28 protein-coding genes are annotated in these 26234 nt (G+C 30.9%); 13 read left to right on the top strand and 15 right to left on the bottom strand.

Annotated features, from left to right (window positions below):
* Positions 1-5 precede the first annotated feature (5 nt).
* From AS157_RS02780 to AS157_RS02790, 3 genes are read left to right on the top strand one after another with little or no spacing between them, the layout of a single operon-like run.
* Complete coding sequence (locus tag AS157_RS02780; RefSeq protein WP_077287803.1) at positions 6-347, top strand: divergent PAP2 family protein; 342 nt, start codon at positions 6-8, stop codon at positions 345-347.
* 10 nt (positions 348-357) lie between these two features.
* A complete protein-coding gene (locus AS157_RS02785; RefSeq protein WP_077289763.1) occupies positions 358-894 on the top strand; it encodes a transglycosylase SLT domain-containing protein in 537 nt (178 codons plus the stop codon).
* Positions 878-1642: an ABC transporter ATP-binding protein gene (locus tag AS157_RS02790; protein WP_077289762.1), complete on the top strand. Its 765-nt coding sequence runs from the start codon at positions 878-880 to the stop codon at positions 1640-1642. Before AS157_RS02785 ends, AS157_RS02790 begins: the two co-directional genes overlap by 17 nt.
* On the opposite strand, the gene AS157_RS02795 is transcribed toward AS157_RS02790, so the two are convergent.
* Positions 1632-2603 carry a polysaccharide pyruvyl transferase family protein gene (locus AS157_RS02795; RefSeq protein ID WP_231450375.1) on the bottom strand — a complete coding sequence of 324 codons (972 nt, stop codon included), beginning with the start codon at positions 2601-2603 and terminating at the stop codon, positions 1632-1634. The two genes, AS157_RS02790 and AS157_RS02795, sit on opposite strands and share 11 nt — an antisense overlap.
* A 62-nt stretch (positions 2604-2665) precedes the next feature.
* Here AS157_RS02795 and AS157_RS02800 point away from each other — a divergent pair, with 62 nt between their 5' ends.
* The 10 genes from AS157_RS02800 (at position 2666) to AS157_RS02845 (ending at position 10928) form a co-directional block, all read left to right on the top strand.
* Positions 2666-3406, top strand: a complete 741-nt coding sequence (locus AS157_RS02800; protein ID WP_077287797.1) for an MBL fold metallo-hydrolase — start codon at positions 2666-2668, stop codon at positions 3404-3406.
* A 49-nt stretch (positions 3407-3455) separates the two neighbouring features.
* Positions 3456-4250, top strand: a complete 795-nt coding sequence (gene panB / locus AS157_RS02805; protein ID WP_077289761.1) for a 3-methyl-2-oxobutanoate hydroxymethyltransferase — start codon at positions 3456-3458, stop codon at positions 4248-4250.
* A 1-nt stretch (position 4251) separates the two neighbouring features.
* Positions 4252-5424, top strand: a complete 1173-nt coding sequence (coaBC, locus tag AS157_RS02810) for a bifunctional phosphopantothenoylcysteine decarboxylase/phosphopantothenate--cysteine ligase CoaBC (RefSeq protein WP_077289760.1) — start codon at positions 4252-4254, stop codon at positions 5422-5424.
* The gene (locus AS157_RS02815) at positions 5384-6325 is read left to right on the top strand and encodes a hypothetical protein (protein WP_077289759.1); all 942 of its coding nucleotides are present in this window, start codon (positions 5384-5386) and stop codon (positions 6323-6325) included. Before coaBC ends, AS157_RS02815 begins: the two co-directional genes overlap by 41 nt.
* Before the next feature lie 15 nt (positions 6326-6340).
* Complete coding sequence (locus AS157_RS02820) at positions 6341-6943, top strand: CBS domain-containing protein (protein ID WP_077289758.1); 603 nt, start codon at positions 6341-6343, stop codon at positions 6941-6943.
* Positions 6943-7593: a segregation and condensation protein A gene (locus AS157_RS02825; protein WP_077289757.1), complete on the top strand. Its 651-nt coding sequence runs from the start codon at positions 6943-6945 to the stop codon at positions 7591-7593. The genes AS157_RS02820 and AS157_RS02825 overlap by 1 nt, the downstream gene beginning before the upstream one ends.
* A 1-nt stretch (position 7594) precedes the next feature.
* Positions 7595-8137: an SMC-Scp complex subunit ScpB gene (gene scpB, locus AS157_RS02830; RefSeq protein WP_077289756.1), complete on the top strand. Its 543-nt coding sequence runs from the start codon at positions 7595-7597 to the stop codon at positions 8135-8137.
* Positions 8088-9113 carry an AAA family ATPase gene (locus AS157_RS02835; RefSeq protein WP_077289755.1) on the top strand — a complete coding sequence of 342 codons (1026 nt, stop codon included), beginning with the start codon at positions 8088-8090 and terminating at the stop codon, positions 9111-9113. The genes scpB and AS157_RS02835 overlap by 50 nt, the downstream gene beginning before the upstream one ends.
* Positions 9114-9318: 205 nt before the next feature.
* Entirely contained in the window at positions 9319-10812 is a 1494-nt protein-coding gene (locus AS157_RS02840) for a sodium-dependent transporter (RefSeq protein WP_077289754.1), read from the top strand.
* Positions 10813-10826: 14 nt separating this feature from the next.
* The gene (locus AS157_RS02845) at positions 10827-10928 is read left to right on the top strand and encodes a MetS family NSS transporter small subunit (RefSeq protein WP_143609009.1); all 102 of its coding nucleotides are present in this window, start codon (positions 10827-10829) and stop codon (positions 10926-10928) included.
* A gap of 29 nt (positions 10929-10957) precedes the next feature.
* Here the strand turns inward: AS157_RS02845 and fliY are convergent, their stop codons facing one another.
* The 14 genes from fliY to AS157_RS02915 form a co-directional block, all read right to left on the bottom strand.
* A complete protein-coding gene (gene fliY / locus AS157_RS02850; protein ID WP_077289899.1) occupies positions 10958-12064 on the bottom strand; it encodes a flagellar motor switch phosphatase FliY in 1107 nt (368 codons plus the stop codon).
* The gene (fliM, locus tag AS157_RS02855; protein WP_077289753.1) at positions 12064-13053 is read right to left on the bottom strand and encodes a flagellar motor switch protein FliM; all 990 of its coding nucleotides are present in this window, start codon (positions 13051-13053) and stop codon (positions 12064-12066) included. Before fliM ends, fliY begins: the two co-directional genes overlap by 1 nt.
* A gap of 13 nt (positions 13054-13066) precedes the next feature.
* A complete protein-coding gene (locus AS157_RS02860) occupies positions 13067-13591 on the bottom strand; it encodes a flagellar basal body-associated FliL family protein (RefSeq protein WP_077289752.1) in 525 nt (174 codons plus the stop codon).
* An 11-nt stretch (positions 13592-13602) separates the two neighbouring features.
* Entirely contained in the window at positions 13603-14469 is an 867-nt protein-coding gene (locus AS157_RS02865; RefSeq protein WP_077289751.1) for a flagellar motor protein MotB, read from the bottom strand.
* On the bottom strand, positions 14469-15257 hold the full coding sequence (locus AS157_RS02870) for a motility protein A (protein WP_075666314.1): 789 nt from the start codon (positions 15255-15257) through the stop codon (positions 14469-14471). The genes AS157_RS02865 and AS157_RS02870 overlap by 1 nt, the downstream gene beginning before the upstream one ends.
* On the bottom strand, positions 15257-15469 hold the full coding sequence (locus AS157_RS02875; RefSeq protein WP_077289898.1) for a flagellar FlbD family protein: 213 nt from the start codon (positions 15467-15469) through the stop codon (positions 15257-15259). The genes AS157_RS02870 and AS157_RS02875 overlap by 1 nt, the downstream gene beginning before the upstream one ends.
* Positions 15470-15486: 17 nt before the next feature.
* Positions 15487-17604, bottom strand: a complete 2118-nt coding sequence (locus tag AS157_RS02880; protein ID WP_077289750.1) for a flagellar hook-basal body complex protein — start codon at positions 17602-17604, stop codon at positions 15487-15489.
* 5 nt (positions 17605-17609) lie between these two features.
* Entirely contained in the window at positions 17610-18272 is a 663-nt protein-coding gene (locus tag AS157_RS02885; RefSeq protein WP_250880016.1) for a flagellar hook assembly protein FlgD, read from the bottom strand.
* Entirely contained in the window at positions 18250-20475 is a 2226-nt protein-coding gene (fliK, locus tag AS157_RS02890; RefSeq protein ID WP_077289748.1) for a flagellar hook-length control protein FliK, read from the bottom strand. The genes AS157_RS02885 and fliK overlap by 23 nt, the downstream gene beginning before the upstream one ends.
* Positions 20472-21419, bottom strand: a complete 948-nt coding sequence (locus AS157_RS02895) for a hypothetical protein (protein ID WP_077289747.1) — start codon at positions 21417-21419, stop codon at positions 20472-20474. The genes fliK and AS157_RS02895 overlap by 4 nt, the downstream gene beginning before the upstream one ends.
* Positions 21420-21522: 103 nt before the next feature.
* Positions 21523-23580 carry an elongation factor G gene (gene fusA, locus AS157_RS02900; RefSeq protein WP_077289746.1) on the bottom strand — a complete coding sequence of 686 codons (2058 nt, stop codon included), beginning with the start codon at positions 23578-23580 and terminating at the stop codon, positions 21523-21525.
* A gap of 51 nt (positions 23581-23631) precedes the next feature.
* Positions 23632-23919, bottom strand: coding sequence for a hypothetical protein (locus AS157_RS02905; RefSeq protein ID WP_077289745.1), 288 nt, complete (start codon positions 23917-23919; stop codon positions 23632-23634).
* Positions 23920-23934: 15 nt separating this feature from the next.
* Entirely contained in the window at positions 23935-24444 is a 510-nt protein-coding gene (locus AS157_RS02910; RefSeq protein ID WP_077289744.1) for a hypothetical protein, read from the bottom strand.
* Positions 24441-26234, bottom strand: coding sequence for a polysaccharide biosynthesis protein (locus AS157_RS02915; RefSeq protein WP_231450373.1), 1794 nt, complete (start codon positions 26232-26234; stop codon positions 24441-24443). Before AS157_RS02915 ends, AS157_RS02910 begins: the two co-directional genes overlap by 4 nt.

The raw sequence follows: 26234 nt of genomic DNA on the forward strand, positions 1-26234 counted from the left end.
GAAAAATGCAATTACTAACAAACAATGCATTGTTAACAGCCTTCTTCGCATTTTTAATCGCTCAATTTTTAAAAGTTCTAATTTATAAAGATATTAAAAGTTTTGGAAGATATGGAGGAATGCCAAGCGCGCATGTTGCAACTGTCTCTGCACTAGCCTGGAAGGTGGCACGTATTACTGGATATGACTCACCTAATACTGCAATAGCTGCTATTTTTCTTGCTATAATTGCATCTGATGCGGTAGGGTTAAGAAGAAAAGTTGACCCAAATAGTGGTCATACATTTATTGAAGCACTTGCAGGTTTTCTACTAGGTACTTTTTTGGCATTTATTATTCCAAAATAGGAGGGCAACAATGAAAAAATGGATTTTTGTTTTTGTGTTTTTGATATTATTTTCAATCGTATATGCTCTTCCCGGTGAATGGTTTAGAAATTTTGTAAAAGAATACAGAAGAGCATATGGTTTACCAACAGACGATGAGTTGTTAACAAAAATAGAAGATGCAATATTAGATGCTTCAAAGGAAACAGGGCTTGATCCACTTTTAATAACTTCTGTCATAATAGTTGAAAGTGAATTCAGAAATGTGATAGGACTTTACGGTGAACTTGGAATGATGCAGATAAAACCTGAAACGGCGGATTTTGTTGCAAATTATTATAACCTAAAAAAACCTAAAGAAGGTTGGACAAGAATATTGTGGGATTTTAAATTAAATATAAAAATAGGAAGTTATTATTTAAAGTACCTTTACGATAAATTTGGGAACATTCAAGAAGCTGTAAAACACTACAACGGTGGTATTTACAAAGAACAATATGCTGAAAGAATATTAGAAAAATACCAACAAATGTTAAAGGTGGCAAGTGTATATGAAAACAATTCTTGAGACAGAAAATATTTGTTTTGAATATGAAAATTTCAAATTAAAAAACATAAATATCTCTTTAAAACATGGAGATTTTGTGGGAATAATAGGGCCAAATGGTAGCGGAAAATCTACTACCTTAAAATTAATTACAAAATTAATAAAGCCAAAATCTGGGAAAGTATTTATTTTTGGAAAAGACTTGGAAAGGTCCTCACGCTCTTTTATAGCTTCAAAAGTATCTTTTGTAAGGCAAGAATTTAACCCTACTTTTGAATTCAAAGTCAAGGATATTATCGAGCTTGGAGCTATCCATATAAAAAAAAGTTTTTTTAACACCGTTAATGAATCATCAAAAATAAAAAAATGTTTAGCTATGGTAGAATTAACAGGATATGAAAACAGATACTTCTCCACATTAAGCGGTGGAGAGCAACGTAGAGTTTTAATAGCAAGAAGTTTGTTTCAAGAAACCCCTATAATAATTGTAGATGAACTTACTGCTCATTTGGATATTTCGCATGCAATTCAAATTGTAGAAATTTTAAAGAAACTTACAGAATCAGGAAAGAGTATTTTAGCCGCATTCCATAACATTAATATTGCCTCAAAATATTGTAATTACCTCTATGCATTAAAAGATGGGGAATTACTATTTCAAGGCACACCCAAAGACGTTATTAACAAAGAAAATATTAAAAAGCTATACAACAAGGAATTTTACATACTAAATCATCCAGTATATAATTATCCTGTAGTTACCGTATAATATTCAAAAGAAGTTTTTCAAGCATTCCATACATTTGAACACATTCTTCTTTCATTTCTTTACTAATATTTGGGGGTTGAATATCTTTTAATTTTAAGGCAACTTCAAATAAGTTGTTTGCAAAGTATGTATCGTTATTTTCATATTTTGAAAAAAATCTTCTAAATTTTTCATCTTTAATTGAAATAAATGGTTTTCCATAGAAAGCCGCAATCAAAGAACCGTGAAACCTTTCAGAGATCACAATACTTGAACTAAAAATCTCACTAATATTACTAGAAAAGTACATTTTTAAACCATTAATTGAAAAATTTGAAAGTTTTTTTGCAAGATTAACATCCTCAGGAGAGAACGGGAGAAAAACTACCTCTTTTATACCTTTTCTTTTCAAATCGAATAAAATAGGTATATAACTTTTAATCTTTCTGGGAATTATTACTGCCTTCTTCTCAAATGAAAGTTCTTTATCATTCAAACCTATTATTCCCGGATCAGTGCAAAGATATGTGTTTTCATTAAAACACTTTGAAAATTTGTATGAAACAGGATCTCTTGCAAAAATGTATAAATTATCATTTTTTAGCAAATCTTTTAAAAGTATCCGCGAAAAATAATAATTTAAAGGGCCAAAACTATTTCCAAAAAACACAACAGGCTTTTTCAAGAACAACGATAACTTAAAAATAGTATAGTAATAAATAAAACTCCTTAAGCTTGTCTTATCCTGTAAAATGCCACCACCACCGCAAACAACCACGTCTGACTTTAAAATTGCGGAAACGACAGAAACTAAATTAAATCTATTGTACCCTCCATGTGATAATTTATCTTTTGGTAATAACTCCAAAACATTAAAGTTCTTACCTTTAAGAAATGTTTTTATACTTTTTCTCATAAGCTCATCGCCAAAATTTCCAAAACCATAGTATCCTACAAGTAGTACAGTTTTTGATAAATTCAAGGAATACACCCTCCTAACAAAGAAATATTTCTATGAAAAGTATATCATATAGGAGGATAAATATGATTAAAAACATAAGCAACAAAATTTATGTTATCGAAAATGAACTTGCCGCAAATAGTACACTTATAATAGGGAAAAAAGGGAATATACTAATAGATACTTCACTTTTCCCAAAAAAAGCAATGAAAATAAAGCAATTTTCAAAAGATATTTCTGGAAAGGACATCTCTTTGGTTATAAACACACACTATCATCCTGACCATACTTTTGGAAACTCTGCATTTGATTGTCCCATTGTTTCACATAAATTAACAAGGGAATTTATGAAACAAATGGATGAAAACTATCTAAAACAACTTAAATTAGAAGATATTGAGATAAAACTTCCAAATGTAGTATTTGAAAATTACTTTGAATATGAAGACGGTATAAAACTTGTCATATATAGTGGTCCTGGTCATACCTTGGATTCATCTTATATACACATTGAATCAGAAAATATCATAATTGCAGGAGATACAATAATTACAGACATTCATCCAGAAATAGTTCCAGATAGCAATCTAGAACTTTGGATAAATACACTTGAAAATATGCCAAAAGTTTCAAACATAATTCCAGGACATGGAAAAATTGGAAATAAAGAAGATATCGATAAAATGATTGACTATTTAGAGAAAATAAAACAAATGAAATCTGGAAATATAAACGCCTACAAATTAGAAAATGATCCGAATTTCAAAAATCGGAAACACCCAGAATTACTAAAATGGAGTTTAGAAAATCTCCTTCCCTCTTAAAAAAGAGGGTTTTTTTATGCTAAAATTGTAACAAGAAGGGGTGAAAAATATGAATATTCAAAGATTAATAAACATGAAAGGCAAAGAAAAAATAGTAATGGTAACAGCTTATGATACACCATCTGCTAAAATTGCCGAAAAAGCAGGTGTAGATATAATTTTGGTAGGAGATTCACTTGGAAATAATGTACTTGGATACAATTCAACTATTCCTGTAACAATGGATGAAATAATTATACATCTCAAAGCAGTAAAAAGGGGAGCTCCAAATTCTTTTATAGTCGCAGATATGCCATTCCTTTCATATGGTTGTAGCTTAGAAGAATCCATTAAAAACGCAGGATTACTGATTAAAAATGGAGCAAATGCAGTTAAAATCGAAGGTGGAAAAATCCACTGCAATTTAATAAGAAAATGCATAAATATTGGCATCCCCGTTATGGGACACTTAGGATTTACACCTCAATCGTTAAATATTTTTGGTGGATATAAAGTTCAAGGAAAAAAACAAAGTTCCAAAAAAACAATACTTGAAAACGCAGTACAATTAGAAAAATGTGGGGTATTTTCAATAGTTCTTGAAATGCTAACAGAAGACGTTTCAAAACAAATAACAGAAAAACTCTCTATTCCCACAATTGGCATAGGTGCAGGTAGATTTTGTGACGGACAAGTTTTGGTATTTCACGATATAGTTGGACTAAATCCAGAATTTAAACCAAAATTTTCAAAACAATATGCCGATACATTTAATATAATGTTAGATGCACTAAAGGCATACAAAGAAGATGTGAAAACAAATAAATTTCCAGAAGAAAAACATATCTTCAAAGGAGGAAAATAAAATGCCACATATACTTTTAGGCGTATCAAGTGGTATAGCAATATACAAAACTGTCGACTTAGTCAGCAAATTAAGAAAAGAAAATTTTGAAATAGATGTAATAATGAGTGAAAACGCAACAAAACTCATATCACCTTCTGTTTTCTCCGCAGTTGGAAATTGTAACGTATACACCGATACATATCAAATAAATGGAGGATATATAATACACACAGAACTTTCCAAAAAAACAGATATCTTTTTACTTGCTCCTGCAACTGCAAATACAATTGCAAAAATTGCAAACGGTTTTGGTGATAATCTTTTAACAACAACGGCGATAGCACTTCCAAATAATACACCTAAAGTGTTTGTTCCAACAATGAATACTAGGATGTATGAAAATAAAATCACACTAGAAAACATACAAAAACTAAAAAAACTTGGCTGGTATTTAGTAGAACCAGAAACAGGTCACCTTGCCTGTGGAGATGTGGGAAAGGGAAGATACCCAGAAAATTCCAAAATAATTGAAATGTTGAAAATCATATTAGAAGAAAAAAAATTAAACGGCAAAAAAATTTTAATTACTGCTGGCCCAACCCAAGAAAGTATAGATCCTATAAGATACATAACCAACCATTCTAGCGGAAAAATGGGATATGCACTCACTAAAATTTCAAAAAGAATGGGGGCATATGTAACACTAATCTCAGGACCTACAAACATTGAAAAACCATACTTTATAGATGAATACATAGAAATTAGAACGGCAGATGAAATGTACAATGAAGTTGTTAAACGTTTTAAAAATTTTGACATTGTAATAATGACTGCTGCAGTTGCAGATTACACACCTGTTAGAAAAGAAGCTAAAAAAATTAAAAAGGCTAATGAATCATTAATACTAGAACTAAAAAGAACAAAAGATATTTTAAAAGAGATTTCTATACAAAGACTTAAAAACCAAGTAATTGTAGGATTTGCAGCGGAAACGGAAAATATAATAGCATACGGAAAAGAAAAGTTAGAAAAAAAACAAGTTAATTACATAATAGCAAATAACGCTTCTAAAGTAATGGGAAGCAATTACTCTGAAGTATTTCTAATTTCAAAAACACAAGTTTTAAAATTTGAAGGGAGTAAAGAATACGTTGCAAAAAAAATACTTGATACTATATCTTCTAATATTTAATGTGTTAATTTTTTCAATTTCTCAACACTTGGGAGTAAAATACATCTTTAGAAATACACAATTTAACAAATACTTAATATTAACAAGTTCAACTCAAAGAACAGTTATTGTGTATAACATGGAAACAGAAAAAATAGAATATTACTTCACCAATGTAGGAATTTTTCCTGCAATATCTTATCTTGATAAAAACTTACTGTTGATTATTGATACAGTAGGGACAAAATTAATTTCCATAAACTTAAAAACACATGAAAAAAATTTAAAACACCTTGAAAAAAAACCTATCTTCTATCAGAGAGATAAAGATAAAGTTTACATCTTGGATACAGATGGAAATTTGTATGGATATAGTTTCACGTTACACTTGGAATATTACTACAAATTCCTGTCAGCTCCAAATTATTTCTACATGTATAAGAACTATCCTTTAGGACTTTTCATCTGGAAAAAAGAAGTGGATTTAGAATACAAAAAAAAATTGTATAATTTCAATTTAATTACCCCTTCTTTTCTTGTAGAAGATTACGTCGTAGACACACGTGGTGGCAACATATTACATTTGGTTAACTTCAAAATTTACAAAACATCTCCTTATATTTCATTTGTATTAAATTGGAATAAAAAAATTTACTTTGGTTCAATGTTTAGTAATGAAATTTATACCATTAAAAATGATAAAATAGAGTTATGGAAAAAGTTACAGTATACGCCAACAAATGCAAAAGTGATAAATAACAAATTGTATATACTTTCAGCACCGTATAATAAGTTAATGGTATTTAATTCTAATGGCAACACAAAAGAATTTAAAACTAACAAATACCCTATCGACATATTTTCTTACAAAAATAAAGTATTTGTTATATGTGCTGAAAATGGAGTAATTAATATATTCTAAAAGGAGGTTGTATTTATGAATGTAAAAAAATGGTTACTTACACATTTTCCATCATTGAAAAAAAATGAAACAATCGGTAATGCATTAAGGAAAATGAGGGATTTTTCTTGTGATTATTGTATAGTTTTAGATGAAAATGAAAAATTTGAAGGAGTAGTATACAAATCAAGCATTAGAGATTCAGAATTAGATGAACCATTAGATATGTATATAACATTTCCAGACTTTTATGTGGTAGAAGACTCAAACGTTGAAGAAGCAGCATTAATGTTAATTGAAAACAAAGACCAAATATTACCAATCGTCAATAACAACGCAGAAGTAATTGGTGTATTAACTGTTCAGGAGGTACTTGAGGCATTTACAGAACTCTCTGCTATGGATGAACAAGGCACAAGGATTGTACTAGAACTTGAAGACAAACCAGGTGAATTAAAAAGGGTTATTGATGTCCTTGCAAATAACAAAATGAATATACTTTCCATATTAACATTAAAGGAAAATAATAAGAGACAAGTATCTATAAAAATCCAATGCGAGGATCCAGAAACAGTTGCAAATTTACTTGAAATATACAAGATAAAATACCTTTCAATCATTGAAGAAGAAGGATTTTAATGGAATTTATCTTCAAATTTGAAGAATTTGAAGGACCTTTAGATTTAATTCTTTTTCTTATACAAAAAAAGAAATTAAGTATCAGGGAAATACCAATTTCCCAGCTTGCTGATGAATTTTATCAATATCTACAAAAAATGAAAGAATTTAATCTAAAAATAACATCTGAGTTTATTGCAACTGCTGCATATCTTATGGAACTAAAATCTAAAAGTCTACTTCCTAGAAGCTCAGAAGATAAAGAATTTATAAAATCGAAAGAAAAACTTTACTTTCAAGTCGAACAATATGCTAAATTAAAAGAAATGGTAAAAAAGATAAAAAAAGCAGAAAATGTTAGTATTAAAAATATTCCCGTATCTGTAAAAACGGTATTTCCTAAAATCAATGAGAAAAAATTACAGAAACTAATCTCTTCTATCATAAAAGAAGTTGAGTTAAAACAAAAAGTTTACAAAATAAAGAAAGAAGATATTTCTATTGAGACAGTAATGTGTCAAATTTTAAATGATACAGAAGAAAATTTAATAAATATTCTAAAAAACTCAAAAAACAAATATGAAATTATAATAAAATTTTTGGCAATTTTGGAACTTGTAAAACTCAAAAAAATAATAATAGAAGAAAACTTCTTTATAAGGAGAATTTAAAATGGATGTGGAAAAAATAGCAATAGTCGAATCATTAATTTTTGCTTCAAAAGGTATTCAAAAAGAAAAGATAATTGAAATAACACAAATAGACGAAAAAAAATTAGAAGAAATAATTAAAAAGCTAGAAAAAAAATACAATCTAAACGAAGAATCAGGTATAGAATTAAGAAACATAGATGGATATATAAAATTTTTTACAAAGAAAAAATTTTCAACATATGTTGAAAAAGTGGTTAAAAGGCGTTCTTTGAGTACTCTCTCAACTTCTCAACTTGAAATTGTTATTTTTCTTGCATCAACAAAAAACGCTACCAAAAAGGAAATCGATGGAATCAGAGGAAAAGATTCAACAAACATTATAAAACAATTACTTATGAATGGTGTTATAAAAAGAAAAAAGAAGGGAAGGAAATACATTTACAGCCTTACTGAAACCTTTAAAGAAGAAACTTTTATTGAAGATCTCTTAGTCGAATTAGGAGGTGTACAATTTGACGCTGGAAGAAGCCAAAATACTATCGAAAAAAATAATGGAAAGTAACGAAATTCCACTTCTAATAGGTCATTTCGGTGTAGGAAAAACTGACATAATAAAAGAAATTGCAAAAGAAACGAACAGAAAACTAATCATACTTGTACTATCCCAAATGGAACCTGGAGATTTAATAGGGCTTCCTTCAAGAGAAAATAATAAAACAGTTTTTTTGGCACCAGATTGGTGGCCTGAAGACGAAAATACCATAATTTTTTTAGATGAAATAAACCGCTCTCACAGAAGCATAAGAAATGCAATAATGCAACTCTTAATTGATAAGCGTATTCACAATCATATTCTTCCAAAAGGAACATGGATAGTAGCTTCTATGAATCCACCAGATGAAGAATATGATCAAGTAGATTTAATAACTGATCCCGCCTTTTTATCAAGATTTTTTATCTTAGAAGTTTCACCAGATACAACTGAGTGGATCAATTGGGCCAAAAATAATAATTTATCAGACGAAATAATAGAATTTATAGAGAAAAATCCAGAATTTCTTCATACTTCAAATTATATATCTTTAAAAACTACATTAAAACCAAGCCCTAGAAGTTGGTACAAATTAGGAAATGTTTTAAAAAATCTAACTGAGGATGAAAAAAAACTATATGGATACCAACTCGCATCTGGAATTTTAGGCCCAGAAGCTGCAAAAATCTTTATAGAGAATATCACTTCTAATATTCCTACCGCAAGAGAAGTCATTATTAATGGAAAAATACCAAAGAATCTAGAATTACATGATGCAAACTCTTTAATTTTAAGAATAATTGATTTCTTGACAAATTTGACAGAAGATGAAGCCAAAAATTTAATCAACAACGTGGAAACTATTTCTAAAAATCTATTATCCGTATCTTCAATTGTACCTAAAGACGTATTTTTTAGTTTAGTTCGATTACTCAGCGAACTTTCAAATGAACCTGGTTTTAAAGGTTTAATATGTGATAAAATCCTGGAAAAAATATCTATATAACCCCTCAAAGTGAGGGGTTATTTTATAATAATTCAAAAAATACATCATTATGTAAATACAAAATTAACAAAAAATTTTTAAAAATCCGTTTTTTTAGAACGGATTTTTTTATTTGATTTTTCCATGTTAAATATGTTATATTATTTATAAGAAAATTTCTTAAAAGTTACAAATGTTTTCACAACCTTAACAAAGGAGGGATTTTATGGCTAGACAAAAGTGGGGTTCAAGATGGGCTTTTGTACTTGCGGCAATTGGTTCTGCTGCCGGACTTGGGAATGCTTGGAGATTTCCTTACATGGCCTATTCAAATGGTGGAGGTGCTTTTTACGTTCCGTACTTTATTGCTTTATTTTTAGCAGGAATTCCACTACTTATGGCTGAATTTGCTATTGGACAAAAATTTCAAAGCAGTGCCCCAAAATCCATGACAAAAATAAAAAAAGGTGCAGAATTTATCGGTTGGTGGGCTGTTATAACTGGTGCATTAATAACATTCTATTACAATGTTATAATGGCATACATATTTAACTACCTTTATTACTCTTTCGGTGTTGCATGGAAAGACAATCCAAGCAACTTTTTCTTTGGAAATTTTCTAAAAATATCCAATGGTCCTGGTGAATTAGGTGCCATAAGATGGCCAATATTAATTGGACTTATACTTACATGGTTATGGATTTACTTTATTTTAAGAAAAGGCACAGCATCAGTTGGAAAAACAGTTGTATGGACAGTTCCATTACCCGTAGTTTTATTAATTTTACTTGGAATCAGAGGTATTACTTTAGATGGTGCAGCACAAGGATTAAATTACCTATTTGAACCAAATTTTGCAAAGCTTGCAGATCCAAGAGTTTGGGCCAATGCATTTGGCCAAATATTCTTCACGCTTAGTTTGGCGTTTGGTATAATGATCGCATATGGAAGTTACAACAAAAAAGATGAAGACATTGCAAACAACGCTATAATTACGGCATTGGGAAACTCTGCTACATCATTTCTTGCTGGAATTGCCGTATTTTCAGTGCTAGGTTACATGGCTTTACAAACTGGAAGTCCTGTCAATGAAGTTGTAAAAGGTGGAATTGGACTCGCATTTGTAGTTTATCCAAAAGCTATCTCTTTATTCCCAGGTGGTATGATTATCCAATCAATTATTGGTCTTGCTTTCTTTTTAATGTTATTAACACTTGGTATTGATTCTGCTTTCTCGCTAGTTGAATCGGTAGAAGCAGCAGCATCTGATAAATTCAAAACAAACAAAAAGGCATTTCTAATAGGATTTTCAATATTTGGATTCCTATGTGGACTTCTTTTCTCCACGCAAGGAGGTCTGTATTGGCTTGATATCATTGATCACTTCCTTAGTATATATGCATTATTAATTGTTGGAATTTTGGAATCAATAATCATTGGTTGGGTTTTTGGTGCGGAAAAACTCAGAAATTATATCAACAAAGTTTCAGAAATAAAGATCGGAAAATGGTTTAATTTATCGTTAAAATTCATAATTCCAACTGCACTTATAGCTGTTCTTGTTTTAACATTAATAGATGAGATTAAAGAACCATATGGGGGTTACCCAACTTGGGCATTATTAACTGGTTTTGCAATACTAATTGCAACTCCGATTATAGCTATTATTCTTTCAAAAATTCCTTCAAAGGACAGTGAATACTATAAGAAGGAAATTTAAAGGGAGGAGACAAAATGAGCATAAGTGCTATAATATTTATGATTTTTGCAGGTGTAGTTTTATTTGGAGGGCTATTTTGGTCCCTTTCAATAGCAGCTAAATCAAAGAAAAAATAAAAAAGGCTTCGGATCTTCCGAAGCCTTTTTTATTCTAAAGTGTAAAATCTTTCTTGTGGACTCACAATTTCCGTAATTCTTACACCAAAATTTTCATCTATTACTACGACTTCACCCCTTGCAATAAGTTTCCCATTAACTATAATATCCACAGGTTCACCTGTCAATTTATCAAGTTCAATCAACGAACCTACAGAAAGTTCCATAACTTGTTTTAAAGTTAATTTCGTTTTTCCTAATTCCACAACAACATTTAAAGGAATATCTAAAAGTGCTTGAATCCTGTCCGGAATTTGTGTACCACTTTTTACAGTTTCTCCACTTTCAAAAGATTGAAATTGAGCTGGTGAAACCGCAACTGGATTTTTCTGAACATTTTCAGAAGTAACCATTCCCATCGATGGCTTTCCAGATTGATTATTAACTTGCGGTTGTGGCTGCGGTGGAGACTGTTTTTCCTCTTGTACCGTTTCAGTACTACCAAATAACATCTTATACAATTTCTTTACAAAAGGTGGTGACATTGTTAAAAAGAAGGCAGCAGGTTCTAACCCCTCGATTATAAGATTAAAATTAACCTTTGCAACAACATCATCCTCGTTAGTAACTACAGGTGGAAATTTAACATTTTCATCATCAAAATCTAACAATTCAACAACCGGAGGTGTTATATCCACTGGTTTTTTTAACATATCTGAAAGAGAAGTTGCTGCTGCTCCCATCATTTGATTCATTGCTTCAGAGACTGCACTCAATGATATTTCATCCACTTCTTCTGATTCTACTTCTCCAGTACCCCCCATCATAATATTTGCAATCCTTGCCACTGCAATCTGTGGTAAAACCAAGGCATTTAATCCTTCTATTTCTCCTACAAAATTTATCGAAACTACCGCATTTTTACCTTTAACCTCTTTTCTTATTTCTTTGAGTTTCTTCATTTCAACTGTAGGAACAGTTATATCAACTTTCCTTCCAAGGAGTGTTGATAAGGCAGTAGTCCCACTACCCATTATTATATTCCCAATTTCACCAAACATATCTTTTTCAAGATCAGTTAGTTCATTTTGCGAATCATCTATTTGATTCAAAAGAGAGTCCAACTCTTCTTGCGAAAGAAATTGTTCATCTCCCATCATTTTATCTCCTCCTCATCTAACACCTTTGCAATTCTAACTGCATACCTTCCTTTAAAAACGCCTGGAACCCCAAGAAATTTATCCTTCCCATTTAGTTTTATCTTTAGAGGATCCTCTTTAAAAGTATTTAAACGTATTACATCACCAACCTCAAGATTTAAAATATCCCAAAGTGTCAAGTTAGTTTCTCCAATAGTTGCAGATAACTCCACAATTGTTCTTGCAAGATTCTCTCTTAAAGCTTTCATATCCTCTTCGGAAACAATTTTTTGTTTTGTTTTAAACCAACTCTGGGTAGTTAGTTTTTCTCCAATTGGCTCTACCAATGAAGAAGGCCAACAGACATTTATATACCCCTCAAGTTTACCAATATTTACAAAAAATGTTATCACCAAAACCATTTCATTTAACGCCACCACTTGAACAAATTGTGGGTTTGTTTCAATAGCTTCAATAACAGGAACAAAAGAATAAACACTATTCCACGCCTGTGATAAATTTGTCAATATATTTACAACTTCTTTTCTCATAACTTCTATTTCAGTTCCTGTTGGAGGTCTATTTAACTCAACAGAAGTTCCTGGACCTCCTAGTAAAATTTCCAAAATACCGTAAAAAATCTCTAAATCTATATCCAGTACAGCACTTCCAACAAATTCCTTTGCAGAAAACACAGTAATAAAGGAAGGATTTTTTATCGACTTTATAAACTCATCATATGTCATTTGGTCAATACTTACAAGATCAACCGCAACAAAACTTCTCAACCTACCAGAAAAATACGTCGATAAACTTCTTGCAAAATTCTCATGGAGCATCTGCAATGTTCTTTCTTGTTCTTTGGAAAATTTCCTAGGTCTTAGAAAATCGTAAGTTCTAACTTTTTTCTCTTCTTCCTCTTTTTTTACCTCTTCAATCGATACTTCTCCTTGATTTACAGCCTGTAATAACCTATCTATTTCTTCCTGACTTAAAACATCAGACATATTATCACCTCAATTACTGTACAGAGCTAACAGCTTTTATATAAAGATATACATCTATCACTCCTTGTTTTTCTTTTTCACCAACAAATCCTGTTATTTCATTCACGGCATTTTTTATTTGTTTTTTCAAAAGTTCTATCCCTGCAGGTGTATTTATTTCTGTTCTCTCTTTACTAAGAAAAATAAGCATTAAAGCATCCATGATTTCATCATTCTTTTCTGCAATTAGACTTCTACATTGATCACTTCCCACCTTAAACGAAAGCGAGTCAATAACAGCAACTTCCTTTCCACCTTTTAACATAAACGTCTGATAAGTTCCTGGCTGAATAACAACTGCTTTTATAGGAACTGCAGAAGTAGTTTCAGATTGAGTAGTTTCCTTTGCAGCTTGTGGTTGAGTGTTATTGCCCAAAAACATAACCACTGCAACACTTACCACTAACGATATAACTAAAGGTATCAAAATTGGCATTAGCAATCCCATTATTCCCTTTTTTTTCTTTGGCTGAGCTTCTTGAATTTCTTCCTCTGGCATTTGAACCCCTCCTATTTTGCTAATTCTCTCTTTATCAAAATATCAATTCTTCTATATTTTTGCCTTAAATCCACGATTTTCTGATCGGTTTCTTGAGTGAGTTTTGCAACAAAATTATTCCACTCGTTTCTCGTAATTTCACCTGCAACTAATTTTTTTCTCATCTCTTCAAGTTTAAATTCATATAAATTTCTCAATGCCTTTATTTCTTTTTGTATTTCAACATCACCCTTCCCTATTGGCACAAACCTCTCAGGTGCATAATAGTAATCTGGGTCAAACCTTCCTAACTGAATATCCGCTATTCTTTCTAATGAGCGTTTCTGTTTTAATTCTGTTGTAAAGAAAAGAACAACGCTAGAAGCCCGTGCAGCACTGAGATGCCAATTGGAAAAATATATAGAATTCTCCGGCAAAGGTATTTCATTTGCAAAACCATATACTTCGAGAACATTAGTAGTATGTTCAATTATCACAGTCCCCAATTTTTCCAAAAGTTTTTTTGCTTCAGCAGTTAACCTTGCACTACCTGGTTCAAATATATCCAAATCACTAATTGTAATTAATGTACCTTCATCCTTTTCCTGTACAGTTACCTTTCCTTTGTATTCCTCTGATATCCTTAAAATCTCCTGATAAACCCCAGGATTTTGTGAAATTAATGGTTCTGTTTGTAAAGATTTTCCACCAGTTAAAACACTTGGGGGATTTCCATTTAAAGCCGATGTTAAACCCACCGCAACTTGTTGAAACTTACCTGGACTAATACTAGACATTGCAAAGAGCAACACAAAAAATGTCAGCAACAACGTAACCATATCACCATATGTGGTCATCCACAAAGGGGCACCTTTTGGACATTCTTGCTTTTTAGCCATTATGCACTTGCCTCCTGAGTAGATGCCTCGTATTGTGCTTTAGCCGCTTGAGGTAAGAACGCCTTTAATTTTTCTTCTAATATTCTTGGATTTTCTCCAGCTTGAATTGATAAAATACCTTCTAATATCATGTTTTTTTCTAATTCCATATTTAATATTCTTTTTCCTATTTTCTCTGAAATTGGCAACGCAAAGGCATTAGCCATTATTGAACCGTATAGTGTAGTAATAAGTGCAACTGCCATCGATGGACCTAGAGAATTTGGATCATTCAAACTTTTAAGCATTTGTATTAAACCAATCAAAGTACCTATCATACCAAAAGCAGGGGCATATGCACCAATTGCATCAAATAACCCTTTTTTCAAATTCATTTCACTTGAAGCAACCTCTATTTCAATTTCCATCATAGACTTTAAAACTTCTGGTTCAGTACCATCAACCAATAATTGTAACCCTTTTTTCATAAATGGATCTTCAAGTTGCTCAATATTTTCCTCTAGGGATAAAAGTCCTTCCCTTCTAGCTTTTTCGGATAACGAAACCAAAGTTTTCAAAAGATTTACATAGTCAGTCTTTGGTTCTTTTAAAGATTCTAGTGCAACTTGGACAAATTTAAAAGCTATATCTTTAGGATTTGCAGCAACTGCAGCACCTATCGAACCACCAATAACTATAACTATTGATGGGATATTGATAAAAGCCGCAAAGTCACCTCCACCGGATATAATACCATAAATAACCATAATAAAGGCCAAACCCATACCACCCAGTAATGCTATATCCATTATTCCTCACCATCCTTATATAAAGGGGGAATACTCAAAATTTTTTTTCTATATTCTATTATTTTTTCAATTACTTCCTCCACACTTTCCAATACAATATACTTTTTCCCATTGTAGAGTGTAATAGTTGTATCAGGCAAAGCTTCTACTTTTTCAATGTACTCTGCATTAAGATAAAATTTTTTCTTATTTAAAAAAGTAAGTAAGATAATACATTTCACCCCTTATTTTATCGTCTTAAATTCACTACTTCTTGAAGAATTTGATCAGCAGTAGTTACAACTCTTGCATTTGCTTGAAAACCTCTCTGAGCAATTATTAATTTTGTAAACTCTTCGGACAAATCTACATTTGACATTTCAAGTGCTCCAGAAATCAATGCACCAGAACCTCCAAATCCAGGTTGTCTGATTATTGCGCTTCCACTATTCGCACTTTCCGTGTAAAGAGAGTTTCCTGCCTCCAAAAGACCCGCAGGATTATTAAAAATAGCAAGTGCTACCTTCCCAAGTTTATCAGTAAGTCCATTACTAAATGTACCAATTATATCTCCATTTTCTGCAATTGAGAAAGACTCCAAAGTACCTTGAGCATTTCCGTTTTGTTCAACAACATAAGCATCAGAAGTTGCAGCAAACTGCGTTATACCAGTCAGATTCAACTTAATTTTTACTTCCCCATCTCCGTTTTCTGCAGCATTAAATTTAATTGCATCAATAGATTCTCCACGATTTATCTGACCAGTTATTGGATCAAAAGCATACAATCCTGTATACCTTCCGCTCTCATCAAAAGTCATAACACCAGTTGTACCACTTGTTATCTCTTGTCCTGTATCGTAATTACTTAAATATTTTACATTCTCTCCCGAAGCACTCCTTACTCTAAATGCCCAAGCATTTTTATAATTTGCAGAACCATCGTTGTAATTTGCAGAAAGTTTTACGAAATCTATATATAATGTATACGCGTTACCAAGCGTATCATATACCTGTACCGATGTTGTATAAAATGGTGAATTAAAATCTGCAACAGAAAAATTAGTAGGATTATCCGCTTCGTAAAATCTAGGTTCACCACTTCCAGGAACTACTAGACTATTTACAGTCGAACCGTTATAAACTTCCACTGTATAAGTCTCTGCTGGATCAAAAACACCCGTCAAACTATAGTTTGTACCATTTATCAAACCAGAAGTAAAATCATATTGCGCAACCAAATTACCGTTTGAATCTCTAACAAACACTTTTGCATTGGAAGAAATATCTGCTCCGTTATATGTGAAATCCAACTGATTAGTTGAAACCACCGTTCCATTTTCCGTTGATGCGATGAATCCAGGAGTTGCAAGATCAACAACATCTTTTGCAATTTCTATCACATAATCACTACCATTCTTTATTTGATCAGAAGCAACAATTGCAGTTCCTGAACTTACACTAGCAGTTTGAACATCCAAAATTTTGCCACTAGAATCTCTGATAATGAATGTGTAATTTCCATCCTCCTGACCTATTCCACTTAAATTAACACTTCCATCAGTTGTTGCTGTAACACTCAACTTTTGCTTTATTGCACCAGATTGTACAACATTACCAAACTTGTCAAATTTCATATATATCTCTCCATCGATATTATCATCTGTTCCACTGTATACTTTTGCTCTATAAATTTGATAATCCGCAAATGGATCCTGTAAACCTCCCTTATCTCTGTCGAAAATTATCTTTACATTTACAGAAGTTCCTCCATAACCAGACAATGTCATAACAGTTTTACCTGGGCCAACTCTTGCATCTAAATTATTTGCCACAGTCATAGAAGTAGTCTTCTTTGCAGACATAGAAAGTCCCGCAGAAATTTGGATATCTGATATTGGTTTATTTGTATCTACATATCTTTTGCCAGATTCTGGATCTGGTTCGGCTATCCATCCCTGCAATTTTAACCCAGAAGTTGGTTGTATAATTGTACCATTCACATCTAAATCAAAGTTCCCCGCTCTAGTATAGTATGTCTTTCCTGTACCATCTCTTAGAATAAAAAAACCATCTCCTTGAATTGCAAGATCAGTTTTTTTCCCCGTATTTTGAAAGCTCCCTTGAGACATTATCTTATCTATTGATGCAACTTTTACACCATAGCCTATTTGTTTTGGATTTGTCCCACCTGTAAGCTCTGTTGCCCTTTTTGACAACTCCAAAACCTGAGAAAAAGTTGTTGCATAAGTCACACGCGATGCTTTAAAACCTATTGTACTGACATTTGCAATATTATTTCCTACGACATCAATAGCTTGTTGAAATCCTTGAAGACCAGTCACTCCACTGTAAATTGATCTTATCATCTATTTCACCCCTCTTCAGAAATTTCTATTATTGAATTTATCGGATACAAATTCCCATTCACAAGTACATATACATCATTATCTTTAAACTGCACCGCTTCAACCTTTCCACCATCCATAGCTGAAATTTCACTTAAGCTTCCATCTGGTTGTACCGTATAAAGTTCAAAATTATAAATTCCATCTGATAAAGCAACTCCGTCATTGTTCCTACCGTCCCATAAAAAGGTCTGCATACCTGCTTCCAAATTTCCAAGGTCTTCCTCTTTAACAATTTTCCCATTTTCATCGTATATCTTTAAAATTACATGCGAAGGTTCTTCTAATTTAAAAACTTGGGTATTTGTCACACCGTTTTTTAACTCAATAATATTCGACTTTACAACAGCATACTTTCCCACCATAGATGAAACTTGTGCTCTATACAACGATGCTGAACTTTCAACAAATTTTTGAACTGACTCACTCATATTGGTAATTTGTTCAAGTGTAGATAACTGCGTCATTTGAGCAATAAACTCCCTATCTTTTAATGGTTCTAAAGGATCCTGATTTTTTAATTGAGTAACTAATAGTTCTAAAAACGCTTCCTTATCTAACTCTTTTTTTACACCGTGATTTTTTGCATTTTCCATTGGATAAATATTATTCATTTGTATCCAGTTCATCATTATCTTTCACCCACCTCTTTTTTTGCTTTTTATTTTGTTCATTTCCTTTGTCTTGTTTTTCTTCTTCATACCATTCTTGTTCTTCTTTAACTTCAAAAGAATATTCTTTGATTTCAAGCCCTATATTATTAAATCTTTCCCTTAAATTGTGTAATCCTTTTTCTACAATATCTCTTGATTCTTTATTTTCAAAAACAAATCTTATAACTACTTCGTCATCCACTTTTTCCAAATTAATCTCAAGTTTTCCAAAAGCTGGATGTTTTAAATCAATTATTGCTTTTTCCTTATAACTTCCTTTATTTTCTATCATCTCCGTAATTTTTTTGTAAATTTCCTCTATGTTTCTATTTTGAGATTCTAGTTCTGTTCTAATTACATGTAAATTGTCCGTCTTCTCTGTATTATTCAAAAGATCAATTTTCGTATGCACTTCTTCATATTTTGGCATCTTATATAATTTTCTTGCTTGATATTTGAAAATTTCATTGGAAATTTTTGGATTAACTTCCTTATGTGATACTTGTTTTTTTATATTTCTTTCGCTTTCAAAAATAAATTCTATTTTCAACTTATGTTCACTATCCCCTTTTATATTATTCTTCAAAAAAACATTGTTTTCCCTAATAAACCGTTCTAAAATCTTAACTCTTCTATTAATTTCATTTGTCTTTGGAGGATTTTTTTCTCTAATTATGGGGGATAATTTCTCATTTGTCATAGAAATAGGTATTAATATTAAAGAATTTATAGTCTTATTTCCAATTCTAAATATTTTGTCTTTAAAAAAGTAAACTACATCCTTTTTTTTATTTAAAATTATATTTCTATTCAATATTACATCTTTTTTTAATAACGTTTTTTCTAGGTTATTCTTATTTATGAAAATTACTTTAATCTTGGGTTGGATGTCCTTTGGTAACTTCACATCTTTTATTTTAATATTTTTTAAATGTTTTACATTTTCACACAACAATCTTAAATCCTTAATATCCACATTTAAATTTAAGCTCACTTGATTGTGTTCTAAAAGATAAGATTCTTTCCCTTCTAACTTTTCTAAAAAATTCGTTATAACTTCTTGCACTTTTAAATTTATCTTAGTTTCTGTTTTTTCTACCTCTTTGCTTACCTTTGCAGGAACATCCAGTTTTTTCACTTCTTTAGCTTTACTATATTTAACAGCTTTGATATTTCTAACATCCATCTTCTTTGAAAAATTTAGAATTATATTCTTCTTTTTGTCATAACCTTTTGTACTTTTCGTATTTTCACATATAATATCTTTCTTAATATTACTAATAGAAGCACCTTGAAGATTTTTATCTTCATTGAGTTCATTTACATATTCTTTTACATTCAAATAAGTTTTTTCTATTGAATGGAAAGGAGATATATCCTCCTTTTTTTCAATTACTTTACTCTTTTCAACTATTTTATTCTCTATAACATTTCTCTGTAAATTTTTTAATTTCTCATCTTTCTTTGAGATATCAAAAAACTTCTGATCTTTCCCTGTTTCCAATGGTTCCTTTTTTAATTTTGTAATTTCTTTTTTTAAAGTATATGTATCTTCTTTTATAAAATCTTTCTTTTCAACAATATCATTTTCAACAAAAACTTTATTTATAATTTTTACTTTTCCGTCTTTTTTACTTTTTAAGACGAGTAACTTTTCATCATTTTCCTTTATATCACTAATCATCTTTCTTAAAACACTATTTTTTACGTTTTTTTCATCTGATCTTTCCAACTTTAATCTGTCTAACTCTAAGATTTCCTTTTTCTCAAAAGTATTAACTAACTTTTTTTCTTGCAGCATGTTTTTTTCGTCTCGTGGTAAAATTTCTTTTTTACCATCCATATTACTAAATTTATATTCTTTCTTTTTTGAATTCTCTCCATTTTTTCTTTCGAAAACAACATTTGAAAACTTATCTTTAACGTCTTCTGTTAAGTTTTTAGTACTCACAGAAGTTTCCAAACTTTCTATAACACGCTTTAGTAATTTTTTTTCATCTACAAAAGGTTCATCTTGTAGCCTTAATATTTCTTTTGAAACTGTTTTTCCAAAAATTTTCTTTTTTTCCTCTACTAATTGCTTAAAAGCGCTATTACTTTCTTTTTGGCTTTTTAATTTTACATTTTTACCATGATTCATTTCAACGTTATTAGCAATAAGTTGTTTTAAAAGATTCATTCTATCCCACCACCTAATTTTATCAACTCAACAAAAAGTTTCTCGTTTTCATCTTTTAAACGTTTTAAAATCCTTTTTGCAATTGAGACATCCACATTAGATAGCAGATAATATACAATTCTAGGAGAATCTTTATATAAATTAATCATTGAGTAAATCTCGTTTTCACTTAATGAAGATAAATATCCTTTTACTGCTTTGTTGAATCCTTCAAGTGATATCAACTGACTTTGTAATGTGTACAATTTATCAATCTCTTTTTTCAAAAATTCCAATTTTTCATTTAAATTACTAAGAATTTCATTTACATTGTAAATTTTATTAACAACCGCCGCTGCTTTTGTTGGATTTACTTTTGCAAGTGCTTGTACCATTTCACTTCTTAAGTCTGGAGCTAACTGCTGAAAAACTACAGCTAATGTCTCTACATTCACATCTTTACTATTCATCAACGATACTAATTCATTCGCATCTCCATTTTTAAAAATTTCAACTAATTTATTTAAATTCTTAGCAGTATCAAAAACTTTTGTTTTGGATAATTCCTCACTTATTTTTTTCTCTTTCCATTCATCCTCTATCCTTTTAAGCGAATTGTATAAAATTTCGTTTTGTTTTCTTAATTTTTCTGCCTCTTTCAATTTTTCTTCCGATTGCTTAATTAATTCCTCTATATTTTTTTTATAACTTTCAAATATTTCTGTAAAGTACTTTTTGGGTTCATTTACACTTAATGACTCATACTTTACATACCTATTTAGAATAGGTACTTTATTCAACAAATACGCAGCATAACTCTTGAAATTTGAAAACAATGATTCATCCACACCATATACATTTTTTAATAAAAAATTAAAATAAGAAAACAACAAAATTTCCGAAATAACTAAAACTGCTATAATAAACGCTATTAGAAATTTTAGAAGTTTGTTTTTCTTCTCCATATTCAACCTCCAAATATTCTTCTCCAAATAAATTTTTCTACACAACCTACAATCATTCCTTAAAAAAATGCGGGGCTTTTAGCCCCGCAAGATTTAAAACTCATTATTCTTGTTCCATTTCTCTTTTTCTTTCTTGAATAATTTTTTCTTGAACGTTTGGCGGAACAATATCATATTTCGAAAATTTCATAGTGAAATATCCTCTACCACTTGTGATAGAAGAAAGTCTACCCGAGAAATCCAACATCTCTGCAAGTGGCACTTCAGCTGTTACCTTTGTAACTCCTTTTCCTGCAGGTTCCATTCCATGTGGTCTACCTCTTCTTGAACTAATTTCTCCCATTACATCTCCTGCATTTTCATCTGGTACAAATACAGAAACTTCCATTATAGGTTCAAGTAATACGGGTCTTGCTTGTTCAAAAGCCTTCCTAAATGCCTGTATTGCAGCTATTTGGAAAGAAATATCAGAAGAATCAACTTCATGATACGAACCATCAAACAATGTAACCCTAATATCAACTACAGGAAATCCTGCAAGTGATCCCTTTTTCATAGCCTCTTTGATTCCTTTTTCAACAGATGGAATAAAGTTTTTTGGAATTACCCCACCAACTATTTTATCAACAAATTCAAACCCCTTTCCTCTTTCAACTGGCTCTATTTCAATTTTCACATGTCCATATTGACCATGTCCACCTGTTTGCTTCTTATGTTTATGTTCGCCAATCGCCTTTCCAGTAATTGTTTCTCTATATGCAATCTTTGGCTTTCCAACTTCAACATCTACACCAAATATGTTTTTTAATCTTTCAACCATTACATCCAAATGGATATTTCCAATACCCGAAATAACTGTTTCCGAAGTTTCAGGATCAAACTCCCAACTAAACGTTGGATCAGAATCTGCAAGTCTTGCAAGTCCATTACTAATTTTATCAATATCTGACTTGGATTTTGGATTGATACTTCTTGAAATCATTGGCTCTGGAAATTCAGGTAATACAATCTTTAATCTTCTATCTTTATGAGTCATTGTGTCTCCAATGGCACTCTCTTTCAATTTTGGAATAACAATAATATCCCCACACGTTGCTTCCGAAGTTTCCTCGGTATTTTTTAATACAGGATAGTAAATATGCCCAATTTTTTCGTTTACTCCTCTATTAACATTAACAAGTGTATCACCAGCTGCTAATTTTCCACTAATTACTTTCAAAAAGCTCAACTTTCCAACAAATTGATCAACTATCGCTTTAAAGGTATATGCAACAACCGGCTCATCTTCCGATGGGAGAATCTCAACATCATCTCCAGATTCAAGAACTGCTTTATATGCATTTCCCTCTAATGGATTTACACCTAAAATTGACATTACTTCCAGAAATTTATCAACGCCTATATTTTTTTCGGCAGAACCACAAAATACTGGAACAATTTCACCATTTTTGTAACCAATTTTCAAAGTCTTTAAAAGCTCATCAGAACTAATATCTTCATCTGCAAAATACCTTTCCATTAATTCCTCATCCAGAGAAACTATATCCTCAATCATTGATGCTCTTAACTCTTCCACTTTATCCTTTAGTTCATCAGGAATATCTATTTTTTTTGCCTTACCATTTTCGTAAACAAATGCTTCCCCAGAAAATACATTTACAATACCTGTAAAACTATCTTCTTTACCTACAGGATAAAAAACTGGAACAAACTTTCTTTCAAATCTTTCTTTTAAACTCTCCAATGCTTCTTCAAAATTTGCCCTTTCTTTATCCATTTGATTAATGAACACAGATATAGGTTTTTTTAATTCCTCTGCTATACTCCATGTTCTTTCAGTTTGAATTTCAACTCCCGCAGTTGCATTAACCACTGAAACTATATTTTCAGTCACAAATACTGCATTTATAACATCACCAACAAAATCACTAAACCCCGGTGTATCAATAACTGTAAATTGATATCCATTAAAATCAAATTTTGCTACGTGCGAGGAAATACTTGAGCCTCTTTCCGCTTCAATGGGATCAAAATCTACTTCTTTATTTCCAACTTTATCAATCTTTCCCCCATTTACCAACATAGCGGATAAAAGTATGCTTTTACCACAACTATTATGTCCTATCAAAGTAAGAGTTCTTTTTTTATTAACAGCACCCATTAGCCCACCTCCATTTATTTTTATTGCAATCTTTATTATATCACATTTTAGTTACCTTTTCTTTACAATATATCCTAAGCCTACTTCTATTAGCCCAGCACTGACTAGTACCAAAATGAAATCAAAAAATGTCAATTTTATATAACTTAAACCATGCAGTATAATTATAATCCCCAATATAATAGCTGCAACTCCTTTTGGAAATTCCTTTATTATCCTATAAAAACCAAATACTCCAATAAAAAGACCAAAATAAAATATTAGAGAAAATGAAAAAGAAAAAAATATAGAAAATAATAGTAACACTCCTATTGATAACAATATCAAACCACTTATCATGTTTTAACCTCTTTTTTATATAAAGTAATCAGTTAATTCAGTTTCAATCTCTATTTCATAATCATCTTGGTTAAATTTTACTTCAAAAACGTTGTTAACCAAATATTCTAACACTAAAATTGCCAGTGCTTTATTTGTTAATTTTTCTGTTTTTTTACTGTCAACTACTACGTAAGCTACATCTCCGTCTAAAAATAACCCTTTAATGGCACTCTTTGCACCTTCGGAAATCGCATAATCTAAAACTAAACCAGATGGTAATACAATCTTTTCAGAAAATCCCCTCAAATTAGAAAAATCTACTTTGTCTATATTAGTGTACAATAAACCCTTGAAAAAAATCAAATCTTTTTCTTGATTTGTTTCGTACAATTCTAATCTTAAACGTCCTATATTCTCGTTTAAGTCTACAGAAAAACCAATCCCCTGTTCGGAAAATTTAGATATCTCGTTTAAAATTTTGGAAAAATCATTCTTTTTTTCTTTTTTTACATATTTAAATACAAATGAATCTATAAACTTCATTTTAATCCTCCTTTAAATTTAAATTCTGGAACAATTCTTCTAGCAATGCCAACAGCTTTCTCAATATTTCCTACTAACAAATTCTCCATTATCTCTTTAGAAAGATTTTTAATTTGTTCAGTTGAAATTGGAACCGAAAAATTCACAGAATATATCTTAGAATGTCCTGTTTTTAACGGAACCTCGTAAGGATAAAATAATTCCTCGTATAATTTTTCGCCTTCTCTAATTCCAGTATAAATTATATCAATATCATCCCTCCCTAGAATCTTTGCCAATTTTTTTGCAACGCTTTCAATATATATCTGCTTTCCCATATCCAAAACAAACAAATTTCCGTTCAAAATAGTTGATTGTAAAACTAGCGAAACAGCTTCTGGAATACTCATAAAATACCTTTTCATTTCCGGATGAGTTATCGTAACTGCTCTTCCATTTTCAATTTGTTTTTTAAATTTCCATAAAACACTCCCACGACTCCCAATAACATTACCGAATCTGACAATTGAAAACTTTACAGGGCATTTTTTTGCTAGAACATAAAGTTCTGAAATTCTTTTACTCAACCCCATAAAAGATGTTGGATTAACCGCTTTGTCTGTGGAAATAAATACAAATCTTTCAACATTAAATTCACATGAAAGTTCCACCAAATTCACGGTACCAAATACATTTACCCTAATAGCTTCATATGGATTTTCTTCCATTAAAGGAACATGCTTATGAGCTGCCGTATGAAAAACAATATCGGGACTATACTTTTTAAATACTTCCCTCATCCACTTCGAATTTTCCACATCCCCAATCACCCTTGAAACTTCCAAATTGGGAAATTTTTCTCTTATTTCCTCGTTAATTTCATAAATACTGTTTTCTCCTCTACCCAAAAGAATAATTCGATTTGGTTCTTGAAAGGCTATTTGTCTACAAATCTCAGAGCCTATACTTCCACCAGCTCCTGTTATCATAACAACTTTATCTTTTATATACTCCCTTATTCTGCTCAAATCAACCCTTACAGGTTTTCTACCGATTATATCTTCCAAAGAAATTTCCCTAATATCTTCAATTCTGATTTTATCTTTAAAAAGTTCTTCAAAAGAAGGAATAACTTTTACTTTTGTTTTCTTTAGATCTATTTTTTCAATTATACTACTAATTCGTTGACTATTTAATTCTGGTATAGCAATTATAATTTCATCGTACGAAAATAACTTTAAATATTCATCAATTTTTGAAAGAGGTCCAAAGACCTTCCTTCCAAATATTGTACGGCCAATCTTATTTGTATCGTCATCTATAAAACAAACAACATCACCAATACCAGATTTCATTATTTCTTCTGCAATTGAAACAGCTACATCTCCAGCTCCAATTATCAAGTATTTGTTTTCTACACTTTTTTTTATTTCTATTATAAATTGATAAAAAAGTCTTACACCAACTAATAAAATAAATGAAGATAAAAACATTACAAACCCAACTGACCTTGGTAAAACTATTCCCTTATAAAAATGAAAAAATGACAAAACGAGTAAATAAGAAATAACAGAGGCTCTAAAAAGCTTCAAAAAATCCTTTTGGTTTGCATATCTCCACACCACTTTGTAATTTCCATTAAAAATGTATACCAACGCTGAAATTATAATGTATACGTATATTGATTCATCGTATTTTCTCATCTCAGAAAAATTAAAACCAAATCTAATAAAAAGAGCTAAAATTCCAGCTATTAAAGTAGAGAATACGTCTACAAAAAACAACAAAACTTTTCTATTCAAAAAGATCAC

Origin of the sequence: Thermosipho sp. 1244 (assembly GCF_018588215.1) — a bacterium.
Classification (GTDB): domain Bacteria; phylum Thermotogota; class Thermotogae; order Thermotogales; family Fervidobacteriaceae; genus Thermosipho; species Thermosipho affectus.